Here is a 12781-nt window from a genome sequence, read left to right on the forward strand (position 1 = left end):
GCACAGCCCCTCCGGGCCCGGACGGCTCAGTCCGGGCCCGGACGGCTCCGCCACCCGGGCCCGTTCGGAGGAACCTGCGCCGACCCGGCGCCACAGGGGCAGCGCCCGCTCGCCCGAGTCCTTACGGTGCCAGTGACCGTTCAGGCTCATTCTTCGTTCACCCGGGCAGGGGAACGAACTGTCGAGGGTAAGCCGAGGTGTTCGCATGGAGGCCCCGCCGGACAACGACGTGCTGTGGGCACGCTCCCTGCACTACGCACACGACGGGACCCCGGCGCTCGCCGGGGTCTCGGTGGGTGTGCGCGAGGGGGAGATCCTGGCCGTCACCGGACCGCGCGCCAGCGGCAAGACGACGCTGCTGCAGTGTCTGGCGGGCCAGTTGACGCCGCAGAGCGGGGAGGTCTGGTTCAACAGCTCCCCGGTGCACACGATGGGCCCGCTGGCCCGTGAGCGGCTGCGCCGGGACCGGTTCGGCTGGATCGACACCGAACCGCAGCTGGTGCCCGAGCTGACGGCCTGGGAGAACGCAGCGCTGCCGCTGCTGCTGCGCGGCAGCCCGCACCGGGCCGCGAAGACCGCGGCCATGGAGTGGCTGGAGCGGCTGGACGTCGGTGACTGCGCGCGCAAGCGCCCCGCGGCGCTGCTCCAGTCGCAGCGGCAGCGCATCGCGATCGCCCGCGCGCTGGCCTCGGACCCGTCGGTGCTGTTCGCCGACGAGCCGTCGGCGCCGCTGCACCGGGCCGACCGGGCGCATGTGCTGCGCACGCTGACCACGGCCGCCCGCTCGCACACGATCACCGTCGTGCTGGCCACGCACGACGAGGAGGTCGCGGCGCTGGCGGACCGGACGATCGCGCTGGTGGACGGCCGCAGGGTCGGTTCGCTGGCCGCCGCTGAGAAGGAGGGCCAGGCCGAGTGCTCGCTCTCCGTCTAGCCCGGGGCACCCATCCCATCGTTCTGCTGCGGCGGTTGATGGTCGCCGCGGCCTCCGCCGGTGTCGGCTTCCTGCTGCTGTGCACGCTCGGCCACGCGCTGGGACATCCGGAGGCGGCGGGCGGTTCGGCAGCGCGCCTGCTGTGGTGCCTGGTCCCGCTGGCCGCGGCGATGCAGCTGGCGGTCGCGGTGGCCCGTACGGATCCGGCGACGCGGCCGCAGCCGGGGCTGTCGTCGGTGGGGCTCGGCCCGGTCGGGCTGGCGCTGCTGGCGGCGGCCTCGACGGCCGTGTCCGCCGCGGTGGGCAGCGCCCTGGCCCTGTTCTCGTTCCTCTATCTCCGCGGCGACCTGGGCGGGGAGCCGTTCGGCGGTTCGGTCGCGGATGTGCTGGGTGCGGGCCAACCGCTGCCGTACGCCGGGGTGTTGACGCTGCTGTTCGTGGTGCCGGCGCTGACGGGCGCGGCGGTGGCGGTCGCGCTGCGCCCGCGCAAGCCGCGGCCGGACAACGCCAAGTCGCCGGATCCGCAGAAGCCGGTGGCGGCGGCCGGGCAGCCGTCGGCGGCGCACACGACGGTGTCGACGGGGCTTCCGTGGGGGGTCGCGCTGACGGCGGCGGGGATCGCGCTCGGCACGTACGCGAGCCGTACGGCCTCGTCCCCGTCGGACGGGCTGCTGCCGCTGCCGGGGCGGCTGGACACGATCCCGGCGGGTGTGGTCGGCGGCTGGGTGCTGATCGCGATCGGCCTGGTCCTGGCCTGCCCAGGGCTGACCCATCTGTGCGGGAGACTGCTGGCCTCCGGCCGCCCGGGCGCGCTGCGGCTGCTGGCGGGCCGGGTCCTCCAGGAGGAGGCGGTACGGCTCGGGCGCCCGCTCGGCGTGCTGTGCGCGGTGGCGTCCGCGGCGCTGGCCGCGTCGCAGTTGTACGGGACGGCGCTGGACTCGACGGGTGCGCGGCTGTTCGGGCCGCTGACGGGGGTCGGCGCCGCGGTGGTGATGGCGTGTGCGACGGCGACGGTGCTCACGGTGGCGCTGGAGACGAAGGGCGCGCGGATCGACACGACGGCGGCGCTGGGCCGCATCGGCGTCTCGTCCGGCCTGCTCCGCAAGGCGGCGGCGCTGCGGGCGGGCGTGCTGGTGGCGGTCCTGGCACCCATGTCGTGGGCGGTCGCGGAACTGGCGTCCCTACCACTGTCGCGCTGACACGGCCCGACTTCCGACGTCGAGGCCCGGGAAACGACTTCTGGTCGCTCCCGGGCCTCAGCCGTTCCGAGACGCACACGCGCGTGCGGGCGAGCGCCGGCGGCGGCAGGCCGCAGAGCGAGCGACGGCGCAGAGGCGGCGCGGTGCAGGGCGGACAGCAGCGGCACGGCGAACTGCCCGCGGAGAGTGGCTGCTCCGGGAGCGGGGATTGCAGCAGCGGGTTGCGGGGCGAGTCCACCAGGTCGCCGGGGCACAGCCCGGGCAGCCGCTCGGACAGGTCGTGGTGGTGCGGCCACGGACAGCGGCAGCGCGGAGGCCGCTGCCGCTGCCGTGCGGAAAGCGGCGGCGGTCGCTGCGTGCGGAAGGCGGCACGGACCTACGCGCCGCTCAGCGCCACCACGTCCTCCGCTGTGAACGTCACGCCCACCGTCGCGCCCGGTTCGGGGGCGTCGCGGAGGGCGCAGGCGGCTTCCAGGCGGGGGCCGCCTGCGGGCTGGAGGAGGAGCGCGACGTGGTTGCCGCGGAAGGTGCGGCCCACGACCGCGCAGGGCAGGCCGTCGGCGACGGCCGTGAGCCGTACGCCGGCCGGGCGGACGAGCAGGCGGCACGGCCCCTGCGCGGCCCCGGCGGGTGCGGGCAGCTTGCCCCAGGGGGTGTCGGCGGCCTCGCCGGAGACGGTCGCTTCGACGACGTTGTCGAAGCCGAGGAAGCGGGCCACGAACTCGGTGGCGGGCCGCTGCCAGACCTCCAGGGGCGTACCGCTCTGCTCGACGCGGCCCTCGCGCATCACGACGACCCGGTCGGCGAGCGCGAACGCCTCGCCCTGGTCGTGGGTGACGGCGAGCACGGTGGTGCCCAACCGGCCGAAGAGTTCGCGGAGTTCGACCACGAGCCGTTCGCGGAGGCCGCGGTCGAGCTGGCCGAGCGGCTCGTCGAGCATCAGCAGCTTCGGTTCGGGCGCGAGCGCCCGCGCCAGCGCGACCCGCTGCTGTTCGCCGCCGGAGAGCGCCGTGACCGCGCGCCCCTGCGCCCCGGGCAGGCCGACGAGGTCCAGCAACTCGGCGACCGTACGCCGCTGTTCGGCCCGCGCGACCTTGCGCATGCGCAGCCCGAAGGCGACGTTGCCGCCGACGTCGCGCTGCGGGAACAGCTGGTGGTCCTGGAACATCAGGCCGACTCCGCGCCGGTGCGCGGGCACGCCGGTCTGGTCGCGCCCGGCGAGCAGCACCCACCCGGCGTCGGCCCGCTGCAGCCCGGCCACGACCCTCAGCAGCGTGGACTTCCCGCTTCCGCTGGGCCCGAGCACACACACGATCTCGTGCGCGGCGACGTCGAGATCCACCGCGTCCAGCGCCGTACGCCCACCGAAGCGAACGGTGACGCCTTCGAGGCGTAGCAGGGCGCCTGCGTCGGCAGCCCGAAGCCAATCCGGGCCCGCCCCTCGGCCCGAGGGGTCTGGGGACGAAGTCCCCAGGTTCTCTCCGCCGCGACGGCGCGCAGCCCGAACGCCGGAGCCCGGATGGGGGCCCCTCCCAGCGGTAGCTGGGGGAGCCGAACCGGCCGCAACTCGGATCCCACGGAACAACCTGCCCATAGTCAGAACTCCCCGGATCGATCCGTACGCAGCCGCTCCAGCGCCAGCAGGGACCCGGCGCACACCAGCATGAGGATCGTGCTCAGCGCCATCGCCTGCCCGTAGTTGAGTTCCCCGGCCCGCCCCAGGAGGCGGGCGACAGCCACCGGCAGGGTGGGGTTGTCCGGCCGGGCGATGAACACGGTCGCCCCGAACTCGCCGAGCGAGACGGCGAACGCGAACCCGGCCGCGACCAGCAGCGCCCGCCGCACGAGCGGCAGGTCCACCTCGCGCCAGGCCCGCAGCGGCGAGGCGCCGAGCACCGCCGCGGCCTCCCGCAGCCGCTCGTCGACGGCCCGCAGCACGGGCAGCAGGGTGCGCACCACGAACGGCACGCCGACCAGCGCCTGCGCCAGCGGTACGAGGAGCCAGGAGGAGCGCAGGTCGAGCGGCGGCTCGTCGAGCGTGATGAGGAAGCCGAAGCCGACGGTCACGGCGGAGGTGCCGAGCGGCAGCATCAGCAGCGCGTCGAAGCCTCGGACGAGCCGCCCGCGCCGCCCGGTGCCCTCGGCCCGCCGGGTGAGCGCGGCCGCTGCGGACCCGCCGATGACGAGCGCGATGGCGGTGGCGGCGGCCGCGTACCGCAGGGAGTTCCAGACGGCCTCCAGCGGGGCCACGACGAACGTCCCGCCGCCGGCCGCCGCGGACGAGAGTGCTTCGTAGAAGGCGAACCCGTACCCGCCGGGCGCGGCGAGGGAGCGCTCGACGAGCACGCCGAGCGGCAGCAGGACCAGCACCGCGATGACCGCCAACACGCCCCACAGCAGGGCCCATTGGGCTGCTCCGCGCGGCCGGTGGGCGGTGGTGCGGGCGTCGACGAGCTTCAGGGCGGTCTCCCGGCGCCGCACGGTCCACGCGTGCAGGGCGAGGATCGCGGCCACGGCGGCGAACTGGACAAGCGTGAGCACGGCGGCCGCCGGCAGGTCCAGCAGCTGCGCGGTCTGCCGGTAGATCTCCACTTCGAGGGTCGCGTAGCGGGGGCCGCCGAGGATCTGCACGGCGCCGAAGGAGGTGAAGGTGAACAGGAACACCATGAGCGCGGCGGCGGCGACCGAGGGCGCGAGGGCGGGCAGCGTCACCCGCCGCCAGGCCGCGAGCCGGCCCGCGCCGAGCACCCGCGCGGCCTCCTCCTGGCGCGGGTCGAGCTGCGCCCAGAGCCCGCCGACGGTGCGCACCACGACCGCGTAGTTGAAGAACACGTGTGCCAGCAGGATCGCCCACACCGTGGTGTCCAGCCGTACACCCCACAGTTCGTCGAGCGTGCCGCCGCGCCCCAGCAGGGCGAGGAACGCGGATCCGACGACGACGGTCGGCAGCACGAACGGCACGACCACGACCGCCCGCAGCACCTCCTTGCCGGGAAAGCGGAAGCGGGCGAAGACGTACGCGGCGGGCAGCGCGATCAGCAGGGTGAGCGCGGTGGAGGCCAGCGCCTGCCAGGTGGTGAACCACAGCACGCGCAGCACGTCGGGGTCGGCCAGCACGTCGGCGGCCTGCCCCAACTGCCAGTGCCCGCCCGCCCGCAGGCCGCGGCCGACGATGGCGGCGACGGGGTAGCCGAAGAAGACCGCGAAGAAGGCGAGGGGCAGCGCCATGAGGGCGAGCCGTACGGCCGTGCCGCCCCTGGCCCGCGGCGCCGGCCGGGCGCCGCGGGGCTCCGCTTTCGCGGCGCTTACCTCAGGACCAGCGAGGACCACTGCTCCACCCACTGCTCACGGTTTTCGGCGATCTTCTCGGGCGCGAGCGTGGCCGGGTGGTCGATTCTCGCGCCGTACCGGGTGAACACCTCGGGCAGCTTCGCGTCCTGGCGCGCGGGGTTGACGAACATCTGCAACGGCAGGTCCTCCTGGAAGGTCCTGCTGAGCAGGAAGTCGAGCAGGGCCTTGCCGCCCTTCTCGTTCTTCGCCCCGGTGAGGAGGCCCGCGAACTCGGTCTGGCGGAAGCAGGTTCCGGTGGCCACCCCGGTCGGCGCCTCCTCCGGCAGCGGCTTCGTCTCCAGGACCCCGGCGGGCGGGCTGGAGGCGTACGAGACCACGAGCGGCTTGTCGCCCTTGCCGCCGCCTGCGGAGAACCGGTCGTAGTAGGCCTGCTCCCAGCCGTCGACCACCTCGACGCCGTTGGCCCGCAGCTTCTTCCAGTAGTCCTGCCAGCCCTTGTCGCCCTTCTCGGCGGCGGTACCGAGGAGGAAGCCGAGGCCGGGCGAGGAGGTGGCGGCGTTCTCGGTGACGAGCAGGTTCTTGTACTCGGGCTTGAGGAGGTCGTCGAAGGTCTCCGGCGGCGCGGTCTTCCTGCGCTCGAAGTACGCCCGGTCGTAGTTGACGCAGATCTCGCCGGTGTCGATCGGGGTGACGCGGTGCCGGGCCTTGTCGAGCTGGAGCTCCTCGGGCACCTGGTCCAGGCCCTTGGCCTGGTACGGGGTGAACAGGCCGGCGTCGAGGGCGCGGGAGAGGAGGGTGTTGTCGACGCCGAAGAAGACGTCACCCTGCGGGTTGCCCTGGGAGAGCACCGCCTGGTTGACGGCCGCGCCCGCGTCGCCGCCGCGCAGGACCTTGACCTTGTAGCCGGTCTGCTCGGTGAAGGCGGCGAGCACGGGCTTGGAGGCCGCGAACGAGTCGTGGGTGACGAGCGTGACGGTCTTGGAGTCCTGGGCGGAGCCGCCCGAGGAGTCCTGGCCGCAGGCGGCGAGGACGGAGGCGCCGAGGACGGCGGCGAGCCCGGTGCCTATGGCACGCCGGAGGTTGATGTTCATGTGTGGGCTGACTCCCTACGCCGGTATGACCCGGATCAGGTTCGAGGGTCTGCGGCGTCGTGCCGCACTCTCAGCGCTCTCCGCGCTCCCCTGTCGGAATGTTCAGTTGTGCGAACGCACGATATCAAGCGCGCGGCGGGCGGCCGCCCGCCGCCCGGTTCAGCGCTCGGAGGCCGCCAGCTGCCCGCAGGCCCCGTCGATCTCCTGCCCCCGAGTGTCCCGTACGGTCACGGGCACACCATGGGCCGCGATCGCGGCGACGAACGCCTTCTCGTCCTCGGGCCGGGAGGCGGTCCACTGGGAGCCGGGCGTCGGGTTGAGCGGGATCAGGTTGACGTGCACCCGGCGGCCCCTGAGGAGCCGGCCGAGCAGGTCGCCGCGCCAGGCCTGGTCGTTGATGTCGCGGATCAGGGCGTACTCGATGGAGATCCGGCGGCCGGACTTCTCCGCGTACTCCCAGGCGGCGTCCAGGACTTCGCGGACCTTCCAGCGCGTGTTGACCGGCACCAGGGTGTCGCGCAGCTCGTCGTCCGGCGCGTGCAGGGACACCGCGAGGCGGCACTTGAAGCCCTCGTCGGCAAACCGCAGCATCGCCGGGACCAGGCCGACGGTGGAGACGGTGATGCCGCGCTGGGACAGGCCGAGGCCGTCCGGCTCGGGGTCGGTGAGCCGGCGGATGGCGCCGACGACCCGGTTGTAGTTGGCCAGGGGCTCGCCCATGCCCATGAAGACGATGTTGGACAGCCGGGCTGGCCCTCCAGGGATCTCGCCATCGCGCAGCGCCCGCATGCCGTCCACGATCTGGTGCACGATCTCGGCCGTCGACAGGTTGCGGTCCAGACCGGCCTGGCCGGTCGCGCAGAACGGGCAGTTCATGCCGCAGCCCGCCTGCGAGGAGATGCACATGGTGACCCGGTCCGGGTAGCGCATGAGCACCGACTCCACCAGCGTGCCGTCGAAGAGCTTCCACAGGGTCTTGCGGGTGGTGTCGTCGTCGCACGAGATGTGCCGTACGACCGACATCAGCTCCGGCAGCAGTTCGGCCGCCAGCTTCTCCCGCGCGGCGGCCGGGATGTCGGTCCAGGCCGCGGGGTCGTCGGCGTACCGCGCGAAGTAGTGGCGTGACACCTGGCCGGCGCGGAAGGGCTTCTCGCCCAGCGCGGCCACGGCCTCGCGGCGCTCGGCGGGGGTGAGGTCGGCGAGGTGCCGCGGCGGCTTCTTGGCTCCGCGCGGCGCGACGAAGGTGAGTACGCCGGGGTCGGGCGGTGCCATGAAAACTCCTCGTTGCGACGGTGCTCGGCCCTCCCCGCGGTCGCGGGGCCTGTGGGTCGCGGGCCTACGGCAGGGCGATGCCGGAGCCCGGAGGGCTCACGGGGCCGTTCCCGCGGCCCGGGGCCGAAAAGGGCCCGCCACGAAAGCGGCGGGCCCTTCCAGAGTACCGGTGGTCGGAACTCACCCGGCCCCGACGAACACCACCAGCAACAGCCACACCACCGGCGCCGTGGGCAACAGCGAGTCGAGGCGGTCCATGATCCCGCCGTGGCCCGGCAGCAGATTGCCCATGTCCTTGATGCCGAGATCCCGCTTGATCATGGACTCGCCGAGGTCGCCGAGCGTTGCGCTGGTGGCGACCGCGAGGCCGAGCAGCAGCCCCTGCCACCAGCTGCCGCCGTCGATCAGGAACTCCATGCACAGCGCCCCGGCCGCCATCGCGAAGCCCACCGCGCCGAGCAGCCCCTCGCGGGTCTTGCCGGGGCTGATCCGCGGCGCGAGCTTGTGCTTGCCGAACCGCCAGCCCACCGCGTACGCCCCGGTGTCGCTGACGACCGTGAGGACCAGGAAGGTGAGCACCCGCCAGGCACCGTCCTGCGCGGCGAGCATCAGCGCCACGAAGGTGGCCAGGAACGGCACGTAGAACGCCGCGAAGACGGCGGCCGTGACGTCCCGCAGATAGTCCTCGGGCGGGTCCGACATGCGCCACACGAGCGTGGCGAGGGCGGTGAGGGCCATGGCCAGCCAGGCGCCCTCCGCACCGCGCAGATAGCCGGCGAACACCATGGCGGCGCCGCCAACCGCGAGCGGCACCAGCGGGATCCGGATGTACTTCTTCTCCGAGAGCCGGGAGGACAGCTCCCACAGGCCCACGACGACGGCGGCCGCGATCACGCCGACGAAGACGGCCTTCACGACGAACAGCGAAGCGATGATCACCGCGCCCAGACCGAGGGCGACCCCTATCGCCGCGCGCAGGTCACGGCCCGCCCGCTTCTTCTGGGGAGGCTGCGCCGGGGGGCCGCTCGGGCGAGCGGCCCCCTGGTCACGCCGGTCGCGGTCGTTCCGGTCTCCGCCTGCTTCAGGCACGGTGGGCATGGGCCGAGTCTGCTGCGGCTCGGCCGCCCCGTGCACGGGACGCGCGGGAACCGTCGGGCCGGACCCCTGGTCGGGCGGTCCCCAGAACCCGGAGGCCGGTGGGGACCCGCCTGCCGAAGGCAGCGGCCCGGCCCCCCAGGAAGAGTCGTTCATCAGACCTCGAGCAGCTCGGCTTCCTTGTGCTTGAGCAGCTCGTCCACCTGCGCCACGTACTTCGAGGTGGTGTCGTCGAGCTCCTTCTCGGCGCGGCGGCCCTCGTCCTCGCCGACCTCGCCGTCCTTGATGAGCTTGTCGATGGACTCCTTGGCCTTGCGGCGGACGCTGCGGATGGAGATCTTCGCGTCCTCGCCCTTGCCCTTGGCGACCTTGATGTAGTCGCGGCGGCGCTCCTCGGTGAGCTCGGGGAACACCACGCGGATGATGTTGCCGTCGTTGGACGGGTTGACCCCGAGGTCGGAGTCGCGGATCGCCTGCTCGATGTTGCGCAGCGCGCTCTTGTCGAACGGGGTCACCACCGCCATGCGCGGCTCCGGCACGGAGAACGACGCCAGCTGGTTGATCGGCGTCAGCGCCCCGTAGTAGTCCGCCACGATCTTGTTGAACATCGCCGGGTGCGCCCGCCCGGTGCGGATCGCGGCGAAGTCCTCCTTGGCGACCACGACGGCCTTCTCCATTTTCTCCTCGGCCTCGAGGAGGATCTCTTCGATCACCACTTGCTCCTGGTCTTGTGAGTGAGCCCTGCCGGCTGTCCCGGCCGTACGGGGCCGGTTGTACGGGCCGGTGTCGTCAGGCCCGCGTCCCCTGGTCGCTGACGAGCGTGCCGATCTTCTCACCCTTCACCGCACGAGCGATATTGCCCTCGGCGAGCAGCTCGAAGACGAGGATGGGCAGTTTGTTGTCCATGCACAGGGTGATGGCGGTGGCGTCGGCGACCTTGAGGCCGCGGGTGATCACCTCGCCGTACTCCAGCGCGTCGAACTTCACCGCGTCGGGGTTCTTCTTCGGGTCGGAGTCGTAGACCCCGTCCACGCCGTTCTTGCCCATGAGCAGCGCCTCTGCGTCGATCTCCAGGGCGCGCTGGGCGGCGGTGGTGTCGGTGGAGAAGTAGGGCATGCCCATACCCGCGCCGAAGATGACGACGCGTCCCTTCTCCAGGTGCCGTACCGCCCGGAGCGGGATGTACGGCTCCGCGACCTGCCCCATGGTGATGGCGGTCTGGACGCGGGAGTCGATGCCCTCCTTCTCCAGGAAGTCCTGGAGGGCAAGGCAGTTCATGACGGTGCCGAGCATGCCCATGTAGTCGGAGCGGGCCCGGTCCATGCCGCGCTGCTGGAGCTCCGCACCGCGGAAGAAGTTGCCGCCGCCGATGACGACGGCGATCTCCGCCCCGTCCCGTACGACCGCGGCGATCTCCCGCGCCATGGTGTGCACGACGTCGGGGTCAACGCCGAGTGCTCCCCCGCCGGCGAAGGCCTCGCCGGAGAGCTTCAACAGGAAGCGGCGGCGTTTGCTGCCATAGCGGCCGTGCTCGGCGTGGCCGGCCCGGTGGTCCGTCTCGGCCCGGTGGTCCGTGTCGGCCTGGTCGGCGTTGTCAGCGTGGTCGGCGCCCTGGTTCATGGAGATCTCCTCGTGCACATACGAGAAGGCCATTGCCGTCTGGTCGGGGTGTGAGCCCTCTGCGGCAATGGCCTCCTCGTCACATCTGCGGCCGGCCGGCGCGTGGGCCGCCGACTGCCCCCGACCCTAGCGGGTCGGGCGTATTCCGTCGCTGAACGGAGCTGAACGCGGGGCTCAGGCGCCGACGCGGAAGCGGGCGAAGCGCTTCAGCGCGACACCGGCCTCGTCCAGGACCTTCTGGACGGTCTTCTTGTTGTCCTTGGCGAACGGCTGGTCAAGGAGGACGTTCTCCTTGAAGAAGCCGGTGACCCGACCCTCGACGATCTTCGGCAGGGCGCCCTCGGGCTTGCCCTCCTCGCGCGCGGTGGCCTCGGCGACGCGGCGCTCGTTCTCGACGGTCTCGGCCGGGATCTCCTCACGGGTGAGGAACTTCGGCGAGAACGCGGCGATGTGCTGCGCGACGTCCTTGGCGATCTCGGCGTTCTCCTGGTCAAGCTCGACCAGGACGCCGACCTGCGGGGGCAGGTCCGGGCTGGTGCGGTGCAGGTAGGTGGCCACGAAGCCGCCGGAGAACTGCGCGAAGCGGTCGAGGACGATCTTCTCGCCGAGGGTCGCGTTGGCCTCGTCGACAAACGCCTGGACGGTCTTACCGGCCTCGATCTCGGAGCCGAGCAGGGTCTCCAGGTCGGCCGGGGAGGTCTTGGCGACGTGGGCGGCGATGGCGTCCGCGACGGCGACGAACTTGTCACCCTTGGCGACGAAGTCGGTCTCGCACTTGAGCTCGACCAGCACGCCGGACTTCTTGTCGTCGGCGATGAGGGCGACGACGGCACCGTTCTCGGCGCTGCGGCCCTCGCGCTTGGCGACGCCCTTCTGGCCCTTGACGCGCAGGATCTCGACGGCCTTGTCGACGTTGCCCTCGGCCTCGTCCAGCGCCTTCTTGCAGTCCATCATGCCGGCGCCGGTGAGCTCGCGGAGCTTCTTGACGTCAGCGGCGGTGAAGTTCGCCATGGTCTGTCAATCTCTTCTCGAAAAGTCGATTGGATCTACGGGTGGACGGCGGGGGCGGTCGGCCCCCGCCGTCGTCAGCCGTGACGGGTGGGCCGTCAGGCCTGCTCGGCGTCCGCGGCCGGCTTCTCGGCCTCGGTCTTCTCGGCGGCGGCCTCGGCGGGCGCCTCGACGGCCTCGGCGGGCTTCTCGGCGGCCTCGGCGGCGGCCGGCTCGTCGGCCTTCTTGTCGCCCTCGAGCAGGTCGCGCTCCCACTCGGCGAGCGGCTCGCCCGCGGCCTTCTCGCCCTTGCCCTCAGCGGCGACGCCGGAGCGGGAGATGAGGCCCTCGGCGACGGCGTCGGCGATCACACGGGTGAGCAGGGTGACGGAGCGGATGGCGTCGTCGTTGCCCGGGATCTTGTAGTCGACCTCGTCCGGGTCGCAGTTGGTGTCGAGGATCGCGACGACCGGGATGTTGAGCTTGCGCGCCTCACCGACGGCGATGTGCTCCTTCTTGGTGTCCACGATCCAGACGGCGCTGGGCACCTTCTGCATGTCGCGGATACCGCCGAGGGTCTTCTCCAGCTTGGCCTTCTCGCGGGAGAGGACGAGGAGCTCCTTCTTGGTGAGGCCGGAGGCGGCCACGTCCTCGAAGTCGATCTGCTCGAGCTCCTTCAGGCGCTGCAGGCGCTTGTAGACGGTCGAGAAGTTGGTGAGCATGCCGCCCAGCCAGCGCTGGTTGACGTACGGCATCCCGACGCGGGTCGCCTGCTCGGCGATGGCCTCCTGGGCCTGCTTCTTGGTGCCGACGAACATGATGGAGCCGCCGTGGGCGACGGTCTCCTTGACGAACTCGTAGGCGCGGTCGATGTACGACAGCGACTGGAGCAGGTCGATGATGTAGATGCCGTTGCGCTCGGTGAAGATGAAGCGCTTCATCTTCGGGTTCCAGCGGCGGGTCTGGTGCCCGAAGTGGACGCCGCTCTCCAGCAGCTCCCGCATCGTGACGACGGCCATGGCCGTACTCCTTGAGGTACTCGGTTCCACGTCGGCCGGGTGGCCGCCGTGCCTGACGCCCGACGCGTCTGCCACGACAGAGCTCTCACGAGGACCTGTTGTGGACCGAGGGACGCGGCCGCGGAGCTTCTCCCGGAGGACATGAAGCGCCGACGGCGGGGCGTGCGAAGTCGACCCGGTGACCCGGATCGCCACCAGAAGTGTACGGGACCCCGGAGCCGCGGAGCGACACACCGCGGGCGGGGGGTGCGGGCGGGAGGCGGGCGGTGACGG

Annotated in this window: 11 protein-coding genes and 1 riboswitch; of the genes, 2 read left to right on the forward strand and 9 right to left on the reverse strand. The window is 72.3% G+C overall.

All coding sequences use genetic code 11. From position 1 onward, the window contains the following. Nucleotides 1-205 precede the first annotated feature (205 nt). Both AOK16_RS05645 and AOK16_RS05650 read left to right on the forward strand, forming a co-directional pair. Nucleotides 206-934 (forward strand): ABC transporter ATP-binding protein, encoded by a 729-nt coding sequence (locus AOK16_RS05645; protein ID WP_055471110.1) that lies wholly within the window; start codon nt 206-208, stop codon nt 932-934. Continuing rightward, nucleotides 916-2133, forward strand: coding sequence for a hypothetical protein (locus tag AOK16_RS05650; RefSeq protein WP_055471111.1), 1218 nt, complete (start codon nt 916-918; stop codon nt 2131-2133). Before AOK16_RS05645 ends, AOK16_RS05650 begins: the two co-directional genes overlap by 19 nt. A 376-nt stretch (nt 2134-2509) precedes the next feature. On the opposite strand, the gene AOK16_RS05655 is transcribed toward AOK16_RS05650, so the two are convergent. The 9 genes from AOK16_RS05655 to rpsB form a co-directional block, all read right to left on the reverse strand. After that, nucleotides 2510-3532: an ABC transporter ATP-binding protein gene (locus AOK16_RS05655; protein WP_055471119.1), complete on the reverse strand. Its 1023-nt coding sequence runs from the start codon at nt 3530-3532 to the stop codon at nt 2510-2512. Between the two features lie 197 nt (nt 3533-3729). Beyond that, the gene (locus AOK16_RS05660) at nt 3730-5361 is read right to left on the reverse strand and encodes an ABC transporter permease (RefSeq protein ID WP_055471112.1); all 1632 of its coding nucleotides are present in this window, start codon (nt 5359-5361) and stop codon (nt 3730-3732) included. Between the two features lie 77 nt (nt 5362-5438). Continuing rightward, nucleotides 5439-6515, reverse strand: coding sequence for a thiamine ABC transporter substrate-binding protein (locus tag AOK16_RS05665; RefSeq protein WP_055471113.1), 1077 nt, complete (start codon nt 6513-6515; stop codon nt 5439-5441). Continuing rightward, a riboswitch (TPP riboswitch) is annotated at nt 6511-6617 on the reverse strand. It overlaps the preceding gene by 5 nt. Before the next feature lie 57 nt (nt 6618-6674). Continuing rightward, entirely contained in the window at nt 6675-7787 is a 1113-nt protein-coding gene (rlmN, locus tag AOK16_RS05670; RefSeq protein ID WP_055471114.1) for a dual-specificity RNA methyltransferase RlmN, read from the reverse strand. Nucleotides 7788-7967: 180 nt separating this feature from the next. After that, nucleotides 7968-9038 (reverse strand): phosphatidate cytidylyltransferase, encoded by a 1071-nt coding sequence (locus AOK16_RS05675; protein ID WP_055471115.1) that lies wholly within the window; start codon nt 9036-9038, stop codon nt 7968-7970. After that, nucleotides 9038-9595: a ribosome recycling factor gene (gene frr, locus AOK16_RS05680; protein WP_055471116.1), complete on the reverse strand. Its 558-nt coding sequence runs from the start codon at nt 9593-9595 to the stop codon at nt 9038-9040. Before frr ends, AOK16_RS05675 begins: the two co-directional genes overlap by 1 nt. A gap of 76 nt (nt 9596-9671) precedes the next feature. After that, on the reverse strand, nt 9672-10502 hold the full coding sequence (pyrH, locus tag AOK16_RS05685; RefSeq protein WP_055471120.1) for a UMP kinase: 831 nt from the start codon (nt 10500-10502) through the stop codon (nt 9672-9674). Nucleotides 10503-10676: 174 nt separating this feature from the next. Continuing rightward, complete coding sequence (gene tsf, locus AOK16_RS05690; protein ID WP_055471117.1) at nt 10677-11513, reverse strand: translation elongation factor Ts; 837 nt, start codon at nt 11511-11513, stop codon at nt 10677-10679. 95 nt (nt 11514-11608) lie between these two features. Further along, nucleotides 11609-12508 (reverse strand): 30S ribosomal protein S2, encoded by a 900-nt coding sequence (gene rpsB / locus AOK16_RS05695; RefSeq protein WP_055471118.1) that lies wholly within the window; start codon nt 12506-12508, stop codon nt 11609-11611. Between the last annotated feature and the right edge of the window lie 273 nt (nt 12509-12781).

It is taken from the genome of Streptomyces pathocidini, from assembly GCF_001418495.1.
Classification (GTDB): Bacteria; Actinomycetota; Actinomycetes; order Streptomycetales; family Streptomycetaceae; genus Streptomyces; species Streptomyces pathocidini.